The organism is Ruegeria sp. HKCCA4812, assembly GCF_013034245.1.
Taxonomy (GTDB): Bacteria; Pseudomonadota; Alphaproteobacteria; order Rhodobacterales; family Rhodobacteraceae; genus Ruegeria.
In genome coordinates this window covers 17,850-40,716 of the sequence record NZ_WQFQ01000003.1, presented here as the reverse complement: position 1 = coordinate 40,716, position 22,867 = coordinate 17,850, and the positions used below count along the sequence as shown (strand labels likewise).

The window sequence follows — 22,867 nt, the reverse complement described above, 5'->3', positions numbered from 1 at the left end:
GACCATGCTCGACATCACATTTGCAGGGGCTTTGGTCGCAGGGCTGTTGTCATTTCTGTCCCCGTGCATCCTTCCGATTGTGCCGTTTTACCTCAGTTACCTGGCGGGTGTCGGGATGGAGCAGATATCTGCCAGTTCAGTCATTTCCGGCAACGTTCGCCGCAGGGCAACGCTTTCTGCAATCGCTTTTGCAGCAGGGATCATAACGATTTTTATGGCCCTTGGAGCCACGGCTTCGATATTCGGTCAAATGATCCGCGAATACTTCGATATCCTTCGATGGATCGCCGCGGCCATCATCATGGCGATGGGCTTGCATTTCCTGGGGCTGATTCGCATCGGATTCCTGTATCGCCAGTTTCGGGCAGATGTCGGTGAAACATCAAACCCGAGCCTGATTGGTGCGTATGTTCTGGGACTGGCATTTGCTTTTGGCTGGACGCCCTGTGTCGGGCCCGTGCTTGCTGCAATCCTGTTTACGGCGGCCGGAACCGAGACGGCTTGGCGCGGTGCGATGCTTCTATTCGTTTACGGGGTGGGAATGACCGCCCCCTTTGTTCTGGCGGCCTTTTTGGTGCGCCCCTTCATGCAGTGGATGGCGCGGTTCAGAAAGCATTTACCTCTGATCGAGAAGGCCATGGGCTGTCTGTTGATTCTGTTCGGCGCTCTGATCGCAACCAACTCGATCAATCGCGTGGCTCAATGGATGCTGGACCATATGCCCTGGCTTGCGACCATCGGATAATACGGGAGGACAACATGAAGCGAACATTGTCAGTTTTGATGGCGTGCTTGGTGGGCGTGGCGGTTTCCGCCGCCGAGCTTGGCGACGACGGGTTGCACAAAACACTATGGATGCGCGACACGTTCAAAGACCTTCGCGAGGATCTTGAAGAGGCGTCAGATGAAGGCAAACGCCTGGTTTTGTTTATCGAGCAACAGGGCTGCATCTATTGCAAGAAAATGCACGAAGAGGTTTTCCCCCAGCCCGACCTGGCGGCGTACATCGAAGAGAACTTCTTTGTCGTCCAACTGGATCTGCACGGAAGCACCACGGCCACCGACTTTGACGGGGAAGAGAGCGAGCAAAGAGCGCTGATGCGCAAATGGGGGATTCTGTTTACGCCGACCCTTGTATTCCTGCCGGAAGAGGTTCCCGAGGACGCCACCGCCATCGATGCAGCGGTTGCAGTCATGCCGGGGGCGTTTTCGAAAGGAACAACTTTGGATCTGTTCACCTGGGTCTTCGAAAAGCGGTACGAACTTGAAAATGGTGAAGATTTTCAGCGCTACCACGCACGGCGCATTCAGGAGCGAAACAATATTTCGCAAGACTGAGGTCGGGGGATATAAATAAAAAAATTCATTGTAATGAATTTAATGTTGCGACAGACCGCCCTCGTCGACTACGGTACACAAATGCTTTGGGTCGCAAAGCGCCGTCGGCGTGTTAGCAAATGGGAGGGATCATGAAGCTGAGACTCTTAACATTGGTCTGCGCAATGACAGGGGGTGCCGCGTTTGCTGCGGATACCGACCCGAAAAACGTAACCTATGGTGAATATGGTGCCGTAGAGGTCTCGTTGACCGGCGCGGCCGGTGACGCGGCAAATGGCGCGCTGATCGTTGGCGACAAGTCAAAAGGCAATTGCGTGGCGTGCCATGCGGTCTCGGCTTTGGCCGATATTCCGTTCCATGGCGAGGTTGGCCCGGCGCTGGATGGTGCCGGTGATCGTTGGTCCGAGGCCGAGCTTCGCGGATTGGTTGCAAACGCGAAAATGACGTTCGAAGGCACGGTGATGCCGGCATTCTACAAGGATGACGGCTATATCCGCCCGGGCGACGCCTATACCGGCAAAGCCCCGACCGAGCCTCTGACGTCGATCCTGACAGCGCAGGAAATCGAAGACGTGGTCGCGTTTCTTGCAACCCTGAAAGAGGAATAGTCGCGCTTGTCCAGCGTGATTTTTCGAAGACTCAAAGGAGATTGAAAATGGAACTCTCTCGCCGCGAAACTCTGGCCCTTGGGCTGGGCGCCGCGTTCCTGACAATGATGCCGTTTCGTGCAAATGCGGCCGCTGAGGATGCGATTGCCGCGTTTACCGGTGGGGCGGATGTGGCCGACGGCGGTGTTACACTGACGGCACCTGAAATCGCCGAAAACGGAAACACCGTACCGATCGAAGTAAGCGCCCCAGGTGCAGCATCGATTCTGATCGTTGCAGCAGGCAACCCCGAACCGGGCGTCGCAACGTTCAACTTTGGCGCACTGGCCGCTGAACAGGCCGCTTCAACCCGTATCCGCCTTGCCGGAACGCAGGATGTCATTGCCGTGGCGAAGATGGCAGATGGCAGCTTTGCCAAGGCATCCGCGACCGTAAAAGTGACAATCGGCGGCTGCGGCGGCTGATAGCCACGCGCGCCTCGAAGAACAGGAGACTAACCAATGGCATCCGGTGTGAAACCCCGCGTCAAGGTTCCCAAGAAAGCCGCAGCTGGCGAAACCGTCACGATCAAGACATTGATCAGCCACAAGATGGAAAGCGGACAGCGCAAGGACAAAAAAGGCAACGTCATACCTCGGTCGATCATCAACCGTTTCACCTGTGAGTTTAACGGCGAAATGGTGATCGATGTGACGATGGAGCCGGCAATCTCAACCAACCCGTATTTCCAGTTTGAGGCAACCGTGCCCGAGGCAGGTGAGTTCGTGTTCACCTGGTACGATGACGACGGCTCTGTCTACGACGAGAAGAAATCGATCGAGATCGCCTGACGGCTCGACCACTAAGGCAGATCAGCGCCGGACATGACGTTTGGCGCTGGTCCACCAAGGGAGGAACGTAATGAATACAAAGGCATTAACGGCGATCGCGGCAGTTCTGGTTTTCCCAGTGGCAGCAATGGCCGGACCTGACGAAGACAATCTTGTGATCAATGACGAGCTGGACATGACCTCGGTCACCGAAGCGCCGGCGCATTTGGAAAACCTGGACACGATCTATTCCGGTTGGCATTTCCGTACGAATGAAACCCAGGCCCTTCAGATTGATGATTTCGACAATCCGGCGATGATCTTCGTCGACCAGGCTGCCGACCTTTTTGAGACGGTCGATGGGGCTGCCGGCAAAAGCTGTGCCTCGTGCCACGACGGGGTGGAAAGCTTCAAGGGATTGCAGGCTTCCATGCCGAAAGTTGATGCCGAAACCGGCAAGCTGGTGGTCATGGAAGATCTGATCAACGCGTGCCGGACTGAGCACATGGAGGCCGATGCCTGGAAATGGTCCGGCGGCGATATGCAGGGCATGGTCGCTTTGATCGGACTACAGTCACGCGGGATGCCCATGAACGTTGCCATCGACGGTGATGCCGCCCCGTATTGGGAACAGGGCAAGGAAATGTACTATACGCGCTATGGCCAGCTGGAGCTGAGCTGTGCCAACTGTCATGAAGACAATTGGGGCAACATGATCCGGGCAGATCACCTGAGCCAAGGAATGATCAATGGGTTCCCGACGTATCGCTTGAAACAGGCCAAGCTGATTTCGCGACACAATCGTTTCCGCGGTTGTATTCGTGATACGCGGGCGGAAACCTTTGCCGAAGGTTCAGACGAATTCCGTGCGCTGGAGCTTTATGTTGCCTCGCGTGGCAACGGGCTTTCAGTCGAAACCCCGGCCGTGCGCCAATAACGAACGACCCGCGTGGGCGATGTCCGGCGCGGGTTTTTCAAGAATGCAACATTCACACATTTATATGTGTAATAGGAAAGCCGAAAGATGATTTCTCGACGTGACTTCTTGCAGGTTTCAATGGCGGCATCGGCTCTGTACGGAGCGTCCGGGTTTGGCAATTGGGCCAGGCTCTCCGCGCAGCAAAGTCTGACGCAGGATCAGCTGCTGGAGTTTCAGACCTTTGGCAATATCAGCCTGATCCATGTAACTGACATCCACGCGCAACTCAAACCGATTTACTTCCGTGAACCCGAGATAAACCTGGGTATCGGCGAGGCGAAAGGGCAGATGCCGCACGTCACGGGGGCCGCATTCCGCAAGGCCTACGGGATCGAGGATGGCAGCCCGTCCGCCTATGCGCTGACATACGACGACTTTGCGGCCCTGGCAAAGACCTACGGTCGGGTCGGTGGTTTGGACCGGGTCTCGACGGTGATCAATGCCATCCGTGCGGACCGGCCCGATGCCCTGCTTTTGGATGGCGGCGATACCTGGCACGGGTCTTACACCTGTTACCAGACGGGCGGTCAGGACATGGTCAATGTCATGAACGCGCTGAAACCTGATGCAATGACCTTTCATTGGGAGTTCTCGCTGGGCAGCGACAGAGTTAACGAAATCGTCGAAGGGCTGCCCTTTGCCGCTTTGGGTCAGAACATTTTTGATGCCGAATGGGATGAACCTGCGGAATTGTTCAAGCCCTACAAGTTCTTTGACCGAGGCGGTGCAAAGGTTGCCGTGATCGGGCAGGCGTTCCCTTACATGCCAATTGCGAATCCGGGTTGGATGTTCCCTGAATACTCTTTCGGCATTCGGGATGAGAACATGCAGGCAATGGTCGACGAGGTTCGCGATGCCGGTGCCGATGTCGTCGTCGTCCTCAGCCATAACGGCTTTGACGTGGACAAGAAAATGGCCGGCCGGGTGCAGGGGATCGACGTGATCCTCAGTGGCCACACCCACGATGCGCTGCCCGAGCCGGTTCTGGTGGGCAAAACGCATATCATCGCGTCAGGCTCGAACGGCAAATTCGTCAGCCGCGTGGATCTGGATGTGCGGGATGGGCAGTTGATGGGGTTGAAGCACAAGCTGATCCCGATCTTCTCTGATGTTATCGCTCCGGATCCTGCGATCACCGCCCTGATAGATGAGCAGCGCGCGCCCTATGAGGCGACGCTCAGCGAAGTGATCGGCAGAACGGACTCGTTGCTCTATCGTCGCGGCAATTTCAACGGAACCTGGGATGACCTGATCTGTGATGCCCTGCTTAAGGAGCGGGAGGCAGACATTGCCATGTCCCCCGGTGTTCGTTGGGGGCCGTCGATCCTGCCGGGGCAGGAGATCACGCGCGAGGACATCTGGAACGTCACTTCGATGTCATATCCGAATGCCTATCGCACGGAAATGACGGGTGAGTTCATCCATGTGATCCTCGAGGATGTTGGCGACAACCTGTTCAACCCTGATCCCTACTACCAGCAGGGCGGCGACATGGTCCGTGTCGGTGGGCTGGGCTACCGCATCGACGTGACCAAGCCGCAAGGGCAGCGGATCAGCGAGATGACCCTGCTCAAGACGGGTGAAGCGATTGATCCGTCGAAAACCTATGTCGTGGCCGGCTGGGCCAGCGTCAACGAAGGCACCGAGGGTCCGCCGATCTGGGATGTCGTCGAAAACCACATTCGCAACCTTGGAACCGTAACGGTGCAAGAGAACACCAGCGTCGATGTCGTCGGCGCCTAAGAAACAGATGGAGACCTAAGAGATATGGATGACGCGTTCAAACCGTCCCGCCGGGCCTTCCTGAAAGGCAGTGCCGCGGTCGCCGCGGGGTCAGTTGCAGGTGCGGCAGTGGCAGAAACGCCCGACCCCCTGATAACAGAGCTTCAGGATTGGGCATCGTACACGGGTGCAGGCGTTGACGAGACACCCTATGGCATGCCGATCAGCTATGAATCCCATGTCGTGCGCCGCAATGTGGAATGGCTGACCGCCTCTCCGATTTCGTCGATCAACTTCACGCCGATCCACGCGCTTGATGGTACTATCACACCCCAGGGCTGCGCCTTTGAACGGCACCACTCGGGCGCAATCGAGCTGCGCAAGGAAGACTATCGGCTGATGATCAACGGTCTGGTCGATCGCCCGCTTGTCTTTACGTATGATGACATCGAACGTTTCCCGCGCGAAAACCACGTGTATTTCTGCGAATGCGCCGCGAATACCGGGATGGAGTGGGCAGGCGCGCAGCTCAACGGTGTGCAATTCACCCATGGTATGATCCACAACATGGAATACACTGGTGTTCCGCTGCGCACGCTGTTGCAAGAGGCCGGCGCCGATATCTCGCCCGACAAATGGGTCTATGTCGAGGGCGCGGACGCGTCGTCCAACGGCCGCTCCATTCCGATGGAAAAAGCGCTGGATGACGTTCTGGTGGCCTTCAAGGCAAATGGCGAAGCCCTGCGGATGGAACATGGCTATCCTGTGCGCCTGGTCGTGCCAGGCTGGGAAGGCAACATGTGGGTCAAATGGCTGCGCCGGATCGAGGTCGTCGACAGGGCGGTCGAAAGCCGCGAAGAAACGTCGAAATACACCGATGTCTATGCCGATGGCACGGCCCAGAAATGGACTTGGGTGATGGATGCGAAGTCCGTCATAACCTCGCCCAGCCCGCAAATGCCGATCAAACATGGGCCCGGGCCGCTGGTGATTTCAGGGCTTGCATGGTCAGGCCACGGACAGATTACCCGTGTCGATGTATCCAAGGACGGCGGCATCACGTGGGAAACGGCACGCCTTGGCAAGCAGGGCGACACTAAGGCTTTGACACGTTTCTATCTCGACACGAATTGGGACGGGGCACCCATGCTCCTACAGGCCCGGGCAATGGATGAGACCGGCTATGTACAGCCAACCAAAGACCAGCTGCGCGAAAAGCGCGGCGAAAACTCGGTCTATCACAACAACTGTATCCAGACGTGGTACGTAAGCGCAGAGGGGATCGCCGAGAATGTCGAAGTCTCTTAGTCATGTTTTCCTGCCCGTATTCGGCGGCACGGCGTTGGTGCTTGCGGGGGCGTTGGTGTTCGCCAACCGAAACTTCGGCCAATCGAAGATCGAAACTTTGGAAACCCGGATTGGTCAGGTTGAGGCCCACGCTGCAGCCGCACAGGAAAAAGCGAAGACAGAAGCCGAACGAGCAGCCCAGCTTGAGCTCAAAGTCCAGGAAATTCAGGCCGCCGCAGCGGAACGGGTTGCGAATGGCGCGAACCTGACCGCACCTGCGCCCAGCCGCGAGGGCACCTATGGGCTTGGACGGCCTGCGCTGGAGGAAGAGATCGCGGCCTGGGACGTTGACGTTTTGCCGGACGGGCGGGGCTTGCCTGTCGGATCGGGCGACGTTTGGACCGGGGAAGAAGTGTTTGCCGACCGCTGCGCGTCATGTCACGGAGAGTTCGCGGAAGGTGTGGACAACTGGCCCGTTCTTGCCGGTGGGTTCGATACGCTTGCAAACGAAGATCCCGTCAAGACCGTCGGGTCATACTGGCCGCATTTGTCTACTGCCTGGGATTACATTTCCCGATCCATGCCATTTGGCGAGGCGGGCACTTTGACCGCGGATGAGACCTATGCGATTGTTGCCTACATCCTTTATTCAAATGATTTGGTGGATGACGATTTCGAACTGAGCAACGAAAACTTCGCCGAATTCGAGATGTACAATAAGGACGGTTTTGTCGTCGATACACGACCCGAGACCGAGTACGCCGAATGGCGCAAAGAGCCTTGCATGGAAAACTGCAAGGCAGAGTCCGCTGTCACGATGCGTTCCGTTTTTCTGGTCGAGACGCCGCCCGAAGGTGGGTCGAACTCGGTGATGAATGATGCCACCGTTGAGGGGTTGCCGACATTCACTGCGGACGGCCCGTCGTTCATTCCGGCAGCGGCACCCAAGCCCGAGGAAGAAGCCGCTGCGGAGCCAGCCGTTCAAGAGGCCGAAGAGACCGACGAAGCAACGGAACTGGTTGCCGCCGGAGCGAAAGTCTTCAAGAAGTGTAAAGCCTGCCATCAGGTGGGTGAAGGTGCAAAGCACGGTACCGGGCCGGCGTTGAACGGAATAGTCGGGGCCAATGCAGGATCGGTCGAGGGGTTCAAATACTCCAAGGCGATGAAAGCCGCATCCGAAGCCGGCCTTGTTTGGACGGATGAGGAAATGGCGGCCTTCCTGACGAAACCCAAGGATTACATGAAGGGCACGCGAATGTCTTTTGCGGGGCTCAGGAAGCCAGACGACGTTGAGGCCGTGATTGTCTACCTCAAATCGTTCGGAAGCTGATCGTGCGGTGGTCGGGCATAGTGGCGTGTGCGGCGGTTGTGGCGGCTTTCGCCACATCGACCTACGCAACCGAAGACCTTGGTGATGCCGAGGCCGGGAAAACAGTGTTCGCCAAATGCAAAGGCTGCCATCAGGTTGGCGAAGGCGCGGAAAACAAAATCGGGCCGCATCTGAATGGTGTCTTTGGGCGCAAGGCCGCAGGTCTTGATGGTTTCAATTATTCCAAGAGCCTCGTGCGCGCGGGGAATTCGGGTTTGGAATGGCACGCTGACACCTTGTCAGCTTATATCGAAAATCCTCGTGCATATGCGTCGGGCACAAGGATGAGCTTTCGCGGTCTGAAAAACCCGGAAGACCGGGCCAATGTGATTGCCTATTTGCGAGGGTTTTCAGACAACCCTCGGGATATTCCCGAAGCGGACCCAACCGCGAAAGGCACGGACCATTCCGTCGATCCAGCGATCCTGGCGATTCAGGGAGATCCCGAATACGGTGCATATCTCAGCAGCGAATGCACGACGTGCCATCAGATCGAGGGAAGTGACGAAGGTATCCCGTCGATCGTGTATTGGCCCGACGAGGATTTTGTCGTCGCCATGCACGCATACAAGGACAAAAAGCGGCCACACCCGGTTATGCAAATGATCGCCGGAAGGCTGAGCAACGACGAGATTGCGGCGTTGGCCGCATATTTCAATAACCCAGAGTAATTGTGCCTAAGGGGAGGAAACGCGATGACACTCAATAGACGTACATTTCTAGGAGCCGCCGGGGTGGCGGCAGCAGGATTATCTGCACCGATGGTTCTGGCTCAGGGCAGGCCCCGGGTCGTTGTTGTCGGCGGCGGTGCAGGCGGCGCAACGGCTGCCCGTTATATTGCGAAGGACAGCAAAGGTGAGATCGACGTGACGCTGATCGAGCCGTCGCGGACTTACTACACCTGCTTCTTCTCGAACCTGTATCTTGGAGGGTTCCAGGAACTTTCGGATATCGCGCACAGCTATGGAACGCTTGCTGCCGATTATGGGATAAACGTGGTCCACGATTGGGCCATCGGTGTTGACCGCGATGCCAAGACTGTATCCTTGGCCGGGGGTGGCTCGGTCCCGTATGACAAGCTGATCCTCAGCCCGGGTATCGATTTTGTTGACGGGGCTGTTGAAGGCTGGGACGTCTCGGCGCAAAACAAGATGCCGCATGCGTACAAGGCCGGCTCGCAGACAGAGCTTCTGAAAGCTCAGATCATGGCGATGCCCGAAGGCGGTACCTTTGCGATGGTTGCACCACCAAACCCGTACCGCTGCCCGCCCGGACCCTATGAGCGGGTCTCGATGGTTGCGCATGTTCTGAAAGCGAACAATCCCACGGCGAAAATCATCGTGGCGGATCCGAAGCCGAAGTTTTCGAAGATGGCATTGTTCCAGGAAGGCTGGGCAAACCATTACGAAGGCATGGTCGACTGGATCGGTGAAGACTTTGGTGGTGGCAATGTCTCGGTAAACCCGGACGCGATGACGGTGACCATCGACGGAGAAGAGACCAAAGTCGACGTCTGTAACGTGATCCCGGCGATGAAAGCCGGACGCATTGCCGAAATGGCCGGAGTGACCGAAGGCAACTGGGCGCCGGTGAACGCCGCGGACATGTCCTCCAAGGCGGATCCGGACATCTATGTCTTGGGCGATGCCAGCCAGCAGGGTGACATGCCGAAATCGGGTTTCTCGGCCAACAGTCAGGCGAAAGTGTGCGCGAATGCCGTGCGGGGCGCGTTGACCGGATCCAAGGTGTTCCCGGCCAAGTTCTCCAACACCTGCTGGTCGCTGATCGACACGGATGATGGCGTAAAGGTTGGCGCAACCTACGAGGCGACGCCGGAAAAAATCGCCAAGGTAGACGGCTTCATCAGCCAGACCGGCGAAGATGCCAATCTGAGAAAAGCAACGTATGAAGAGTCGCTGGGTTGGTATGCCGGTATCACCTCGGACATGTTTGGATAGAAATTTTCGGGGGTTTTGACACGGGTCAAAGCCCCCGAAGCTCAATCTGAGAAACTGCGGCTCAGGAGGAGGATCAAGATCATGAAACACTTAATCATCACGGCCGCGTTTTTTGCGGTCTCTGCCAGTCAAGGGCTTGCCGAGGATATCATCACGACCCCCTTTGACGGAAGTTTTGATGATGCCACCTTCGCGGTCGAATCCGCCATTGTCGGGCAGGGGTTGGTCATCGACTATGTGAGCCACGTTGGCGAAATGTTGAACCGAACGGGCGCTGATGTCGGCAGCGACAAACAGATATTCGCGGCGGCGGACATCTTTATTTTTTGCTCGGCAAAGATTTCGCGAGAGGTGATGGAAGCTGATCCGATGAATATCGGATATTGCCCATACGGGATTTTCGTGGCCGAGGACGATGACGGGGTGAAGGTCGGATATCGAAGCTATCCGGACGGCCCAATGCAAAAGGTCCAGACCCTGTTGTCCGCAATCGTTGAAGAGGCTGTTGGGGATTGAAATGAACTACCGGCAGTATTTTCGAGATCAACTTGATCAACTGAAACAGGAAGGAAACTACCGGATTTTTGCTGACCTCGAACGTCAGTGCGGCGCGTTTCCAAAGGCGCGCAGTTATGCAGGGGGTGGTCCCGAAAAAGTCACTGTCTGGTGCTCGAACGACTATCTTGGAATGGGACAGCATCCCAAGGTTCTTGCGGCCATGCACGAGGCGATCGACAAATGCGGTGCAGGTGCCGGTGGGACGCGGAATATCTCGGGGACCACGCACGAACATGTGCTGTTGGAGCAGGAGCTTGCGAACCTTCACGGCAAGGACGCAGCATTGCTATTCACGTCCGGCTACGTATCCAATTGGGCTACGTTGGGAACCTTGGCGTCCCGCATCCCCGGCATCACGGTACTGTCCGACGAATTGAACCATGCCTCGATGATAGAGGGGATTCGTCACAGCCGTTGTCAAAAGCGGATCTGGAAGCACAACGATCTTGAAGACCTTGAAAGGCAACTTGCGGACTTGCCTGCAACTGCGCCCAAGCTGATCGCATTTGAAAGCGTCTATTCCATGGATGGCGATATTGCACCGATTGCCGGGATCTGTGATCTGGCGGACCGATATGGCGCGATGACCTATCTGGATGAGGTTCACGCGGTCGGGCTGTACGGTCCGCGCGGCGGGGGCATCGCCGAGCGCGAGGGCCTGATGGACCGCCTGACCGTGATTGAAGGGACTTTGGGCAAGGCGTTCGGCGTGGTCGGCGGGTACATCGCGGCGTCGCAGGAGCTTGTCGACTTTGTCCGATCCTTTGCCAGCGGGTTTATTTTCACCACCGCTTTGCCTCCGGCCGTGGCGGCAGGTGCTGCGGCTTCGGTGAAACACCTGAAGCAAAGCAATGCAGAGCGGCAACAGCACAAAAAGCGCGTGCGCGAAGTCCGGGACAGGCTGGACGATCTGGGTATTCCCCATACACCGAACCCAAGCCATATCATTCCGGTCATGGTCGGCGATCCGATCAAGTGCCGCTTCATTTCGGATGTGCTGATGCGTGACTATGGGATCTATATCCAGCCCATCAACTATCCAACTGTTCCCAAAGGAACGGAACGTCTGCGGATTACGCCGTCGCCGGTGCACACCTGTGAAGACGTGGACCGGCTGGTATCTGCATTGGGCGAGTTGTGGACGCAATGCCAATTGGCGCGCAGGCCAATGGCTGCGCAATGACACTGACGAATTGACCAAAGACAAAGACACACACGCAACGAAGTGAGAGTTTCTGTCCATGGAGAGGCTCATCGATTTGCTGGGAGACCCGGGCACCCTGGCATTTGCCGGAGTGCTGGTCGGTATCTTGTTCGGCGTGACGGCTCAGAAGTCCCATTTTTGTTTGCGCGCATCGACGGTGGAAGTCGCCGAAGGTAAGTTTGGCCCTCGCTTGGCGGTTTGGCTGATCGCCTTTACCGCGGCACTGACGCTGGTACAGGCGCTTGTCTCGCTTGAATTGCTGGACATTTCCGAGGCACGCGCGATCGCGTCAACCGGCAGCCTTAGCGGTGCGGTTATTGGCGGGACGATGTTTGGCATCGGAATGGTTCTTGCGCGTGGATGTGCATCTCGCCTGCTGGTATTGGCGTCGTGCGGCAATCTGCGTGCACTTGTGACAGGGTTGATTTTGACCTTGGTGGCTCAGGCCGCCTACACAGGCGTTCTCAGCCCGGCCCATGAAGCGATTTCCGGTTTGTGGACCATCAAAGGAGGCGCAGAGCGCGATCTTGCAGAAATAATGGGGTTCCCCCCATCGGTCTATTCGGCCGTTGCCGCAATTGGATTTGTCCTGTCGATCGTGTTTGCCCTTCACAGGAAAGTCGCGCTTGCAAAGATCGTGACAGCCGCCGGAGTTGGCGGGGCAGTGGCGCTTGGATGGTTCATGACGTTTTCCATCGCGCTGGCATCCTTTGAGGTCGTCCCCGTGTCTTCGGTGACGTTTACCGGCCCGGCCACAGACACGCTGATGGCGTTGGTTGCAGAGCGAAATGTGGTGCTGTCTTTCGGTATCGGTCTTGTGCCGGGCGTGGCCATTGGCGCAGCAGGATCTGCCATCATTTCCGGTGAGTGGAGGATCGAGCGTTTTGGCTCGGACACTCCGATGGAACGGTACCTCGTCGGAGCTGTCCTCATGGGATTCGGGGCGATGCTGGCCGGAGGTTGCGCCGTGGGCGCCGGACTTTCAGGCGGGTCCGCCCTGTCATTGACAGCCTGGCTTGCCGTTTTCTTCATGTGGGTTGGGGCGATAGGAACGCACAGGTTTTTGATGCGGCTGCCGGTATTGCAGCATTCCTGACTTACTCGAACTCCATCTGTTCGAAAACGCGCCCGGCGTTCTTGGTTGCCAGTTCCTCGAACGCGTCCAGGTGGGCATAGGGGGACTGATCGACATAATAGGCTTCGGTCAGATCGCCGCCTGCATCCATATGTTCTTGAATTCTGGTTCGCAGATACACCAGGTAATCGCGCGTATAGCGGCGCACCTGATCCATATTCGTGGGATGACCGTGCCCGGGTATGACATATGTGGCATTCAAAGCCTCGAATTCGTTGTCCCAGGTTTCCAGCCAATCCGCGGTATAGGTCTCTTGAAAGATCGGCAGCATGCGCTCGTGGAATGCCATGTCACCCGCGATGACAAGGCTTTGGTTCGGCAACCAGATCGAGATATCGCCGGGGCTGTGGGCCGGTCCGAGGTATTTGGCCTCGATCCGGAAGTCGCCCATCTCAATCACGTATTCATCATCGAATGTCTCGGTTGGGCCTGCCAGAAACGTTCCGTCTGCCTTGTCCTGATTGTATCGTTTCATTCCCTCCAGAATCTGAGGGCCATATTCCTCGAACTCAGCTGCTGCATCCGAATGGGCGACGATTGGAACCCCGATTTCCGACCAGTAGGCATTGCCAAGCATCGCGTGCCCCTGACCGTTCTCGTTGAAGACAAGCGTGACCGGCTGATCCGTAATCGCCTGAATTTCCTTGTGAAGTGCCTCGGCAAGGACATAGGCGGCACCGCCGTTGACAACGACCACGCCCTCACCGGTCACGATGAAGCTCAGGTTGTTGTTGTGACCAGAGTTTTCGTAGGTCGGCGGAGCGGTTGCGCCAATGGCGGAATAGACGCTAGGGATGAATTCGACCGGCTTGGAATACAGAACGCTTTGCGGATACTGGTCTGCAATATCCTCGCTTGCCCAAGCTGGTGTGACTAAAGCAACCGCAATCCCGAATGATCGTATCATGACGCCTCTCCAATGAATCTGTAGGCCGAGTCGGTCTTTTCGACGCGGCCAATTCCACCGTTCGGTAAGTGGAAGCCAATTATTCTCTTTTTTTCTTCGGAAACCTGATCCAGAAGTGAGTAACGCGCAGCTGCGGCTACCTGGGGATCCTGATCCGTTCCACTGTGCCAATCGGGGTGCTCAAAGGCCACGTGCGGATTTCCCAGCGCGTCGCCGACGACCATCACGGACTCATTCCCATTTCGAAGCTCAAAAGCCATGTGACCGGGCGTGTGCCCAAAGCTTGCCCGTGCCGCAATGCCCGGAAGTATCTCTTGACCATCCTCGAAGAACGCGACCTGATCCTCGATTGCTTCCAATCGCCGTTTTGCACCGGCCGCGAACGCGGTGCGATCTTCACCTATCGTGTCCACCGTTGAGGGGTTCCACCAATAATCCCATTCTTTGCGTCCAATGAGGTGCGTCGCATTTGGGAAAAGCAGGTCGTCGAAATCATCCAGAACACCCCAGATATGATCCGGGTGCGCGTGGGTGAAAACCACATGCGTGACACTTTCGGGCGACAGGCCGATTGCTTCAAAAGTTTCCATCAGTTTGCCCGATGTGGGCATGAAGTCCGGCCCCGCTCCAGCATCGAACAGCACGGTGTTTTCATCATCTCGATAAAGCGTGACGTTGCACTCTGGTTCGTACTTGGTCGCGTCCGCTTGAGTGCGGGTCAGGATTTGCTCGACCTCCTCTTTGGGCATGGCTCCGAAAACAACATCAGGTGGCAATAACAGGTGTCCGTCTGACACGGTCGTAATTCGGGCTGAAGGTCCGAGCCGCAGCTCTGCCTGCACGATCTTGGCTTGAGTTCCAAGTGCCGCAAGGCACGTGGCATTGAACAGGAAGCTGCGTCGGGACAAAGAAATTCCATTCATACGCAATCATTAAAATGAATATTATTATTTGTAAACGATGGAAGTACCTACAAAGGATCATTCCTAGACGTTGGAAAACCGGCCGGGTCTTCTTTGTGAATGGGCGAAGAACGGTTTTCAGCGGTGGTAAATGGAGACGACACCAAGGTCATGCGCAAAGTGAACGTGCAGCGCAATCCGCGCCATGATGGTTTGCCGAGGAAGAGATGATGTCGGAAAGGCGATTGTTACGTGACCTCGAAACAGGGGAGGGGCCCAGCCGCAGAACGACGGCGACGGCAGACGCAGCTTTCCACCGAAAAATCCCGGCCCATCTGCGTCAAAGCGCATTGTTCTCATCCCGCTGTGCTTGTAAGGAAATTGCACGGCCCCAGGGGCTGCGCCGTGCGGGCGTGATGGAATGGTAGACATATCAGACTTAAAATCTGAAGGGCGTATGCCCGTGTGGGTTCGAGTCCCACCGCCCGCACCAAAAAACCGTATAAGCGTTTTTAAAAAAACAAATAAAAATATGGCACCTTTCGTGCCCCACATTCTGCCCCACACTTGGTGAGGTATGCTTGCCAATCGGGCGGCCTTTTCTTCGATTAGACTTTCCAGTTCAGCAACCTTCGCCAGATTGACGCCTGTGCCCTGGTGAATCATCCATTTGCTGTCTTTCTCTGTGCACAAGAACGATTGATCCGATCGAAATGGCGTGTAGACCATTCACTAATTTTCCAGGGAGGACCCCACAGGCTCTGAAACTCGATCAGTCTGGAGCCTGGTCTTCGCTTGGCCTACAGTGTTGCTGGGCCTCTCCAACCGAAAAAGGAGCTCCTATGTCCCGACTTTCAGAACGCACAGACTTTGCCACCGAAATCTGCAAGCAGGCTGGGGTAGTGGCCAAAAAGTTCTTTGCAGATCGGGTCAATCTTGTCGTTGATCAAAAAGGCGCTCAGGACTGGGTTAGCGAGGCGGACAGGAGCGTTGAGACTTTCATTCGTCAAAAGATCGCGGAAACTTGGCCCAAAGATGGCGTTTACGGTGAAGAACATGGCGCGGTAGCGGGAGAGAGTGGCTTTGACTGGGTTATTGATCCAATTGATGGAACCACGAATTTCGTGAACGGTATTCCAGCATGGACCATTGTTCTGGCTGGTGTCACCAACGGCCAAACGGAGATTGGCGTGATCCATGATCCAAACGTGGATGAAACATTTGTCGCAACGCGCGGAGAAACAGCGACACTTAACGGATCACCGATACGCGTCGCTTCAGGAGTGCCGTTGCGCGACGGAACTGTGGCCGTAGGATACTCGAACCGGATTGAAAGCCGTCATGTTTTACCCGTGATCGAGGATCTGATCAAACACGGGGCGATGTTTCACAGAAATGCCAGCGGAGCGCTTTCGTTGGCTTACGTCGCTGCCGGACGCCTTTTGGGCTATGTCGAGGAACACATGAATGCTTGGGATTGTCTGGCTGGGCAATTGCTGGTCGCGGAAGCGGGTGGCGTTGTCGAGGATCAGAACGCCGATGCGATGATCCGAGACGGCGGGCGCGTGATCGCAGGCACGCCAGATGTGTTCGACACGTTGCGTGAGATCGCAGAGAACGCTTGGAGCGCTTGACGTCTAAGTCAAAGAGACCCAACCTGAATCAGGTTTGAGTGTCGCCAGATCAGCCTGCCAGAAATGGCCTTGTGAGGGCTGGTCATACTTGCGGTCTATCGAACAATCCGAAAGTGCGCACCAAAGCAATGTGCCCACTGCCCCATGCGTCACGATTGCAAGATCCCCGGCATCGTGCGTCTGGATTATCTCCGCTACTGCGCGATGCATGCGTCTCTGCGCCTCGACAGCTGTTTCCCAACCGCAATAGCTCGTATCCGGCTGCACAAAGAAAGCATCGGCCGCGGCCTCGAAATCGTCCCGAGGCAAGTAACCGGTTGCGCTGCGATCGTTCTCACAAAGGCTCAAGTTGCAATTCACGGGTAGCGCTCGTGGTGCAGCAAGAATCTCACCTGTTTCGCGGGCCTTCCGCTCGCCACTGGTCCAGATCTGCGTCACGTTGGACAAGATTTCACTGGATGCAAATTCAGTAGCGCGTTGGCGGCCCACAGCATTCAAGCCCCACTCAGTTATCGGGGCGGCCGGATCGACAGAGACCTCGGGATGCGAGATGATAATGAGTTTCGGCATTTAGTCCGGCAAAAGAACGGGGCCTTTGTCAGCAAAGCCCATTTTGATTTCGGCGCCGGGATCAAGCGGCGCATCGACGTCATCGTGTACGGCAAAGACCTGACCGAATTCACCAGTCAGCGTATATTCCATCCGAACGCCGACATAGGTCGCCTTGGCCACCGTGGCTGGGATGCCTTGGTCTGAGCCGATGACCAGACGTGAGGGGCGCACGGCGATGGTCGCTGGTCCTTCGGACAATCCGCGACGTGGGAGCGTGTGGCGGTAGCCTTCTATTTCTATCGTTGCCGCGTCGCCGTTGATTTCGACGATTTGGCACTCCAAAAGGTTTGCCTCGCCTATGAAATCGGCAACAAATCGGTCGTTCGGGGCATCATAAAGCTGGCGGGGTGTGCCCATTTGGGCGATTGCTGCGTTACGCATGACGACAATCTCATCCGAGACCGCCAGTGCCTCCTCCTGATCGTGGGTCACGTAGACAACTGTCAAACCAAGATCTTGCTGGATTGCCCGAATATCCTCTCGCACCTGACGGCGAAGCTTGGCATCGAGGTTGGACAGCGGCTCGTCGAACAGCAGAACCTGCGGCTCAAGAACCAGCGCGCGGGCGACTGCAACACGCTGTTGTTGCCCCCCCGACAGTTCAGAGGGAAGGCGGGTGTCGAACCCCTGAAGCCCAACCAGTTCCAGCCCGTTCAGAGCGCGGCTGCGGGCTTCATCCTTTGCAAAGCCCGAGAATGTAAGGCCATACATCACGTTTTCCAGCACGCTCATGTGAGGGAAAAGCGCGTACGACTGGAACACCATGGATACGTCACGGTCGGTGGCGGGCAATTTGGTCACGTCCCGATCTCCGATCAGGATCTTGCCCGAGCTTGCCATTTCCAACCCGGCAATCATACGCAGAGTCGTTGTTTTCCCACAGCCTGACGGGCCAAGCAGTGTGACGAGTTTCCCCGCCTCGACGATCAGGTTGATGTTGTCGACGGCAACGACATCCTTGCCGAACACTTTCGACACGTTCTCAAAGCGTACTGGGGCAGCCTTGGAACCGATTTTGGTGTCGGTCATGGCGATGTCTCCGTTCCGTGCTGTGTGCGTCGGCCAATCTGGACCCGACCGACGAGAAGTTGCAATAAGCCGACCGCCGCGAGCATCACGAAGATCAGCGTCGTCGAATAGGCAATCGCAAGGCCATAGTCGTTGTTCTCGACCCGACCGATGATGTAGCTGGTCGCCATGTCATATTCTGCGCTGACCAGAAAGATGACGGCCGAGATCGCCGTCATGGCGCGCACAAAGCTGTATACAAGCGCGGCAAGTATCGCAGGGCGCAACAGCGGCAGAATGATATTTCGGAACGTCTGCCACGAGTTTGCACCAAGGGTCAGCGAGGATTCATCAAGGCTGCGGTCAAGCTGCGACATGCTCGCGATCCCCGCACGAACGCCGACCGGCATATTGCGGAAGATGAAGCTGACAACGAGAATGACACCCGTACCCGTGATTTCAATCGGCGGAACGTTGAAGGCCAGGATGTAGCTGACGCCGATCACTGTCCCAGGGATAGCGAAGGACAGCATTGTTCCAAATTCGAAAGCGTTCTTGCCTGCAAAACTTTGTCTTGTCAGCAGATAGGCGGTCACCAGGCCAACGGCGGCAGTCAATGGCGCAGCAATGGCCGCGATGGTTATGGTGGTCCAGAAACTGTCCCAAGCTGCCCCGGTCCAGCGAATACCCTCTTCTTCGAAGCGGACCGAGAATGCAGTGATATAGTGTTTGATCGTCAGCGAGTTATCGACGCCCCACAGCTCGACAACACTGCCGTAAATGATCATCGCGTAGACAACAATTGTGAACAGCGCCCAACCCAGAGCGATGAGCAGCACCGGAACAGAAAGGCCAGTGGGCATCAGTGGATGAACGCCGGCATCCCCTTTGCCGGTGACGGTTGTATAGCTTTTCTTCCCCAGCCAGACACGCTGCGCGTAAAAGGCGGAAAGAGTAAAGAACAGAAGCACCATGGCCAGAACCGCGGCCCTGCCCTGATCGTACTGAGCGCCGACGATGGCAAAGAATATCTCGGTCGATAGCACGTCGAAATTCCCGCCCAATACAAGCGGATTTCCGAAATCGGCCATGCTTTCGATGAAGCCCAGAAGAAATGCGTTCGCAAGACCCGGCCGCATCAAAGGCAAGGAAACCGTCTTGAATGTCTGCCATCTGCTGGCGCGGAGCGTTTGCGCCGCTTCTTCCATCGACGGAGAGACACCTTCAACCACACCGATCAGAACAAGAAACGCAATTGGCGTAAACGCGAGTGTCTGCGCGATCAGGATGCCCGGCATTCCGTAAAGCCAGCGTGTCGGTTGCGTGCCGAACAGTTCGGCAAAGAACCGGGTGACAGAGCCGGACAGGCCAAAAAGCAGGATCAGCGCCAGGCCGATCACGAATGGCGGGGTGATTATTGGCAGAACGGTCAGAGCCCGCAGCGCGCGCTTGTAGCGAAAGCCTGAGCGCGTCACGACAAGTGCAAAGCAAAGACCAAGAACCGTGGTGATGACGCCAACGAGGATGGCAAGGAACAGTGAATTCCAGGCTGCGCCACAACGCGCGCCCTGAAAACACCCCAGACCCCACAGTCGATCATCGAAAAACTTCGAGAAGAAGACCGCGATGGAATACGCGCCGTCTTCGGTGATGAAGGCCGCGAAAAGCATCTTCGCGATGGGAAAAAAGACAAACGCGGTGACAATTGTAATAACGCCCCCGATGGCGCTTACGACAAAGACGTCACCGTTAATGGCACCCCTTGCCGCAATCCCCTGAGTAAGCAGGAACAGAAAGCTCGAGGCGCATATCATCGCGCCATAGCCCATGCCGAACTGACGGTCGCCAAGTTCGCCAAACATCGCCTCCAGCCAATTGAAGTTGAAACCTCTGATGCCAATGCTGAACCCCTGAGCGATCAGCCAGCCAAAGCCAAGCGCCCCTGACAGGATCAGTATGCGGGCGTAAACTGGATCAGATTTGGTGCGCTTCAACACCAGAAGCGGCAGGGCGAGTGCGATCAAAAGCGGAGCGAGCCAAAGTTTTTCACCTTGCCCAATCAGAAACGCAGCGGGGGCGTAATCCTCATCGAATGGATAGCCGTCCAAAAGCCACTCGAACGACCAAAGGCCGCCGTCGACCATGTACCAAGGTAACAGGCAGAATCCGACCCACCCGGCCGTGATCCAGAAGATCAGGACCGGATGGGTCGTTTTTGAAGTCTGGTCAGTCATTTACTGCGGCAGAGTCGAAACCTCTTCGTCCCATTTCTGCAACAGACGCTTCCGTTCGTCTGAGGACCCATACTTTTTGAAGTCATAATCAATCAGCTTGATCTGACTCATGTCTGGCGCGCTCTCCGAAGTTTTTGCGTTCTTGTTCGACGGTACCTGAAACGCGTTGACCTGAAGAGCAAGGTTCTGAGCTTCTGGAGACAGCGCCCAGTCATAGAACTTTTTTGCCTCTTCTACGTTGCGCGCCCCTTCAATAATCGACATCGAGCCGATTTCGTATCCCGTGCCCTCGCATGGCGCGACGACCTTAATCGGGAATCCTGAAACGGCCTGCTTCACGGCGTCATGCATGAAGACGATACCAATGGTGTTCTCACCACGACCGGCGGCCTTGATCGGCGCAGACCCAGACTTGGTATATTGGTTGATGTTCGAATGCAGACCTTTCATGAACTCAAAGCCTTCATCCTCGCCAAAGATCTGAACCATCGACGCCAGCGTGGTATAGGCCGTACCTGATGAGTTCGGATTCGCCATCTGAACGTGGCCTTTGTATTCGGGCTTCAGCAGGTCTTTCCAACAGGCCGGTTCGGGCAGGTTGTTTGCAGCGATAAGATCGGAATTGTAGCCGTAGCCAAGTGCGCCTGAATAGATGCCGATCGTCTTGTTGCCCGCGCTTTCTGCCTGGGATATCGCCCAATCATGAAGCTGGTCGCGCATCGGCGAAATGTATTCCATCGTCAGGCCCTCTTCGGCGGCCTGCAAATGCGGATCACCCGTACCGCCCCACCAAACGTCCCCTTTCGGATTCGAGCTTTCGGCGCGTATTTGTGCAAAGGTTTCCCCTGACGACTTCCGGGTCATGTTGACGTCGATGCCTGTTGCATCTTCAAAGCTGCGCGCCATCAGTTGGCACCAGTCTTCTTGCGCCGAACAATAAAGTGTCAGCTTGTCGGCCTGTGCCGCCGACAGTGACGCAGCCAGGGCGATCACCGATCCAACCGTTGTGGATATCAATTTCCTCATTTTCTTCCTCCCTTTGAGCTTGATGCGTCCGGGTTTCCCGGTTCTTTCATGCCCTTCCTCATGCAGCCTGTCGAAGTTTCTTTATGACAATTTTGACTTCTGGATTGTCTGTCAGATTGTTCAGTAAATCTGACAGGTCGCTTTCTTGAACCAACTTTGCGGCCTTTGCCGGTGAAAACCAGTGACGCGTACGTTCACCTTTTTCCTTCCAGCGTCGCTTCAGCTTTTCGACGACCATCGGATAAAGGGTGACGCGGCAGCGAACGCTGCTTTGCCCCTCGTATCGTTTATCATAGAAAAAATGACCGATAGGCCGTTTCGATATGGTGCCGACGGCGCCTGCTTCTTCTTGCGCTTCGATTTCAGCAGCTTGCCATGGCTTTTTGCCGTCCATTAGCCAGCCCTTCGGGATAACCCACCGGCCGGTGTCCCGCGAAGTGACCATAAGAACGCGCAACTTGCCAGTCTTGTCCCAGCGCATCGGAAGCGCCGCAATCTGATCTGCCGTTTCGCTGTCGCTCATGCCGCCTCTCAATGCCACACGATCAAGAACCAAAAGGAAGCTGTCTTGTTGGCAAGTTGGCCGGTCAACGCTTTGCCTTGGCTCGTATTCTGAATTTGATCAGCCTGTGCATCTTTGCTTTGCGCTTCGAAATACTTGTGTTCGCTCGAATTCTCACAACCTTCCGAGGGTTATGCAACAAAAAATATTGCATTATGACCGAAAGCCCACAAAAGTGGATTTCGAAACCTAGTCGGGTCGTCGGATGTCCAAAACTAAAACGCGCGGCAAAATGTCTGAAAAGAACCACAGCCGGGTAAAGAAATCCGACCGGCGCCAGCAGATATTGCTGGAACTGAAGCTGCGCCCGCACGTTCGCATCAACGAACTGGCGCAGCGGTTCAACGTCTCCACCGAGACGGTTCGCAGAGATTTCGATGCTCTGTCGAATGATGGCTTGATAGCGCGGGCACACGGGGGGGCATCGGCCGCCGCGCAAGGACACTATCCGGGTCTGGATGAACGAACAAACGCACAGGTTGAGGAGCGCGAACGCATAGGTGCCACAGCGGCAGAACTGATCCAGAGCGGTGAAACGGTCATGATCGATTCCGGCTCGACCACAATCGAAATGGCACGTGCACTGGCTTATATTGGCACATCTTGCACCGTAATCACCAATTCCATTCCCGTAGCCATGACCCTTGGCCATGGGGCTGCACAAGTGCTGTTATGCCCGGGGGAATACTTGGCAACTGAGTCTGCAACGATCGGAACCGAGACGCTGGAGTTTCTGTCCCGTTTCAACGTCGACAGGTGCATGATTGGTTCCTCGGGGTTTTCGACCGATGGCCCTTCAGAAACAGTGCGCGGCTTTGCGGCAATAAAGAGGGCAATGCTGTCGCGCGCCGATAAACGTCACCTTCTTGTTGATTCCGGGAAATTCGGCCGGAAAGGCCTGTCTCAAGTGGGGGGCCTTGACGACCTGCATTCAATAATCACCGACAAAAAACCAACAGGAGAATTGCATAACGCCATTGAAGGCGCCCGGGTCGACGTTCTCGTCGCCGGGTAG

Annotated in this window: 23 protein-coding genes and 1 tRNA gene; 17 read left to right on the top strand and 7 right to left on the bottom strand. The window is 56.2% G+C overall.

Features of this window, described 5'->3' with window-relative positions; all coding sequences use genetic code 11:
- Positions 1-4 precede the first annotated feature (4 nt).
- The 14 genes from GOW04_RS10470 (at position 5) to GOW04_RS10405 (ending at position 12,928) form a co-directional block, all read left to right on the top strand.
- The gene (locus GOW04_RS10470) at positions 5-745 is read left to right on the top strand and encodes a cytochrome c biogenesis CcdA family protein (protein ID WP_171232517.1); all 741 of its coding nucleotides are present in this window, start codon (positions 5-7) and stop codon (positions 743-745) included.
- 14 nt (positions 746-759) lie between these two features.
- A complete protein-coding gene (locus GOW04_RS10465; protein WP_171207064.1) occupies positions 760-1,338 on the top strand; it encodes a thioredoxin family protein in 579 nt (192 codons plus the stop codon).
- Between the two features lie 131 nt (positions 1,339-1,469).
- Positions 1,470-1,946, top strand: coding sequence for a sulfur oxidation c-type cytochrome SoxX (soxX, locus tag GOW04_RS10460; protein ID WP_171172632.1), 477 nt, complete (start codon positions 1,470-1,472; stop codon positions 1,944-1,946).
- Between the two features lie 47 nt (positions 1,947-1,993).
- Complete coding sequence (soxY, locus tag GOW04_RS10455) at positions 1,994-2,410, top strand: thiosulfate oxidation carrier protein SoxY (protein ID WP_171232516.1); 417 nt, start codon at positions 1,994-1,996, stop codon at positions 2,408-2,410.
- Positions 2,411-2,446: 36 nt separating this feature from the next.
- Positions 2,447-2,776 (top strand): thiosulfate oxidation carrier complex protein SoxZ, encoded by a 330-nt coding sequence (soxZ, locus tag GOW04_RS10450; protein WP_171232515.1) that lies wholly within the window; start codon positions 2,447-2,449, stop codon positions 2,774-2,776.
- Positions 2,777-2,846: 70 nt separating this feature from the next.
- The gene (gene soxA, locus GOW04_RS10445; protein ID WP_171232514.1) at positions 2,847-3,692 is read left to right on the top strand and encodes a sulfur oxidation c-type cytochrome SoxA; all 846 of its coding nucleotides are present in this window, start codon (positions 2,847-2,849) and stop codon (positions 3,690-3,692) included.
- Between the two features lie 87 nt (positions 3,693-3,779).
- A complete protein-coding gene (soxB, locus tag GOW04_RS10440; protein ID WP_171232513.1) occupies positions 3,780-5,477 on the top strand; it encodes a thiosulfohydrolase SoxB in 1,698 nt (565 codons plus the stop codon).
- 24 nt (positions 5,478-5,501) lie between these two features.
- Positions 5,502-6,764: a sulfite dehydrogenase gene (gene soxC, locus GOW04_RS10435; protein ID WP_152457374.1), complete on the top strand. Its 1,263-nt coding sequence runs from the start codon at positions 5,502-5,504 to the stop codon at positions 6,762-6,764.
- On the top strand, positions 6,748-8,073 hold the full coding sequence (locus GOW04_RS10430; RefSeq protein ID WP_171232512.1) for a c-type cytochrome: 1,326 nt from the start codon (positions 6,748-6,750) through the stop codon (positions 8,071-8,073). The genes soxC and GOW04_RS10430 overlap by 17 nt, the downstream gene beginning before the upstream one ends.
- 2 nt (positions 8,074-8,075) lie before the next feature.
- Entirely contained in the window at positions 8,076-8,783 is a 708-nt protein-coding gene (locus GOW04_RS10425) for a c-type cytochrome (protein WP_371814392.1), read from the top strand.
- 24 nt (positions 8,784-8,807) lie between these two features.
- Positions 8,808-10,070 carry an NAD(P)/FAD-dependent oxidoreductase gene (locus GOW04_RS10420; protein WP_171232511.1) on the top strand — a complete coding sequence of 421 codons (1,263 nt, stop codon included), beginning with the start codon at positions 8,808-8,810 and terminating at the stop codon, positions 10,068-10,070.
- Between the two features lie 81 nt (positions 10,071-10,151).
- Positions 10,152-10,586 carry a DUF302 domain-containing protein gene (locus tag GOW04_RS10415; protein ID WP_171172641.1) on the top strand — a complete coding sequence of 145 codons (435 nt, stop codon included), beginning with the start codon at positions 10,152-10,154 and terminating at the stop codon, positions 10,584-10,586.
- 1 nt (position 10,587) lies between these two features.
- Positions 10,588-11,811, top strand: a complete 1,224-nt coding sequence (gene hemA, locus GOW04_RS10410) for a 5-aminolevulinate synthase (RefSeq protein WP_171232510.1) — start codon at positions 10,588-10,590, stop codon at positions 11,809-11,811.
- 58 nt (positions 11,812-11,869) lie between these two features.
- Positions 11,870-12,928, top strand: coding sequence for a YeeE/YedE family protein (locus tag GOW04_RS10405; RefSeq protein WP_171232509.1), 1,059 nt, complete (start codon positions 11,870-11,872; stop codon positions 12,926-12,928).
- Position 12,929: 1 nt separating this feature from the next.
- Here the strand turns inward: GOW04_RS10405 and GOW04_RS10400 are convergent, their stop codons facing one another.
- Positions 12,930-13,874, bottom strand: coding sequence for an MBL fold metallo-hydrolase (locus tag GOW04_RS10400; protein ID WP_171232508.1), 945 nt, complete (start codon positions 13,872-13,874; stop codon positions 12,930-12,932).
- Complete coding sequence (locus tag GOW04_RS10395; protein ID WP_171232507.1) at positions 13,871-14,797, bottom strand: MBL fold metallo-hydrolase; 927 nt, start codon at positions 14,795-14,797, stop codon at positions 13,871-13,873. Before GOW04_RS10395 ends, GOW04_RS10400 begins: the two co-directional genes overlap by 4 nt.
- A 386-nt stretch (positions 14,798-15,183) precedes the next feature.
- Between GOW04_RS10395 and GOW04_RS10390 the strand changes: the two genes are divergently transcribed.
- Together GOW04_RS10390 and GOW04_RS10385 are read left to right on the top strand one after the other, a co-directional pair.
- Positions 15,184-15,269: transfer RNA gene (locus GOW04_RS10390), tRNA-Leu, on the top strand.
- Between the two features lie 349 nt (positions 15,270-15,618).
- Positions 15,619-16,410 (top strand): inositol monophosphatase family protein, encoded by a 792-nt coding sequence (locus tag GOW04_RS10385; protein ID WP_171232506.1) that lies wholly within the window; start codon positions 15,619-15,621, stop codon positions 16,408-16,410.
- A 3-nt stretch (positions 16,411-16,413) separates the two neighbouring features.
- Here the strand turns inward: GOW04_RS10385 and GOW04_RS10380 are convergent, their stop codons facing one another.
- The 5 genes from GOW04_RS10380 to GOW04_RS10360 are packed head-to-tail and all read right to left on the bottom strand — an operon-like array spanning position 16,414 to position 21,813.
- Positions 16,414-16,980, bottom strand: coding sequence for a histidine phosphatase family protein (locus GOW04_RS10380; protein ID WP_171232505.1), 567 nt, complete (start codon positions 16,978-16,980; stop codon positions 16,414-16,416).
- Positions 16,981-18,051 (bottom strand): ABC transporter ATP-binding protein, encoded by a 1,071-nt coding sequence (locus tag GOW04_RS10375; RefSeq protein WP_171232504.1) that lies wholly within the window; start codon positions 18,049-18,051, stop codon positions 16,981-16,983.
- On the bottom strand, positions 18,048-20,264 hold the full coding sequence (locus tag GOW04_RS10370; RefSeq protein WP_171232503.1) for an iron ABC transporter permease: 2,217 nt from the start codon (positions 20,262-20,264) through the stop codon (positions 18,048-18,050). Before GOW04_RS10370 ends, GOW04_RS10375 begins: the two co-directional genes overlap by 4 nt.
- Positions 20,265-21,290 carry an ABC transporter substrate-binding protein gene (locus GOW04_RS10365; RefSeq protein ID WP_171207080.1) on the bottom strand — a complete coding sequence of 342 codons (1,026 nt, stop codon included), beginning with the start codon at positions 21,288-21,290 and terminating at the stop codon, positions 20,265-20,267.
- 58 nt (positions 21,291-21,348) lie between these two features.
- A complete protein-coding gene (locus tag GOW04_RS10360) occupies positions 21,349-21,813 on the bottom strand; it encodes an NUDIX hydrolase (protein ID WP_171120775.1) in 465 nt (154 codons plus the stop codon).
- Between the two features lie 244 nt (positions 21,814-22,057).
- Here GOW04_RS10360 and GOW04_RS10355 point away from each other — a divergent pair, with 244 nt between their 5' ends.
- On the top strand, positions 22,058-22,867 hold the full coding sequence (locus GOW04_RS10355; protein ID WP_171232502.1) for a DeoR/GlpR family DNA-binding transcription regulator: 810 nt from the start codon (positions 22,058-22,060) through the stop codon (positions 22,865-22,867).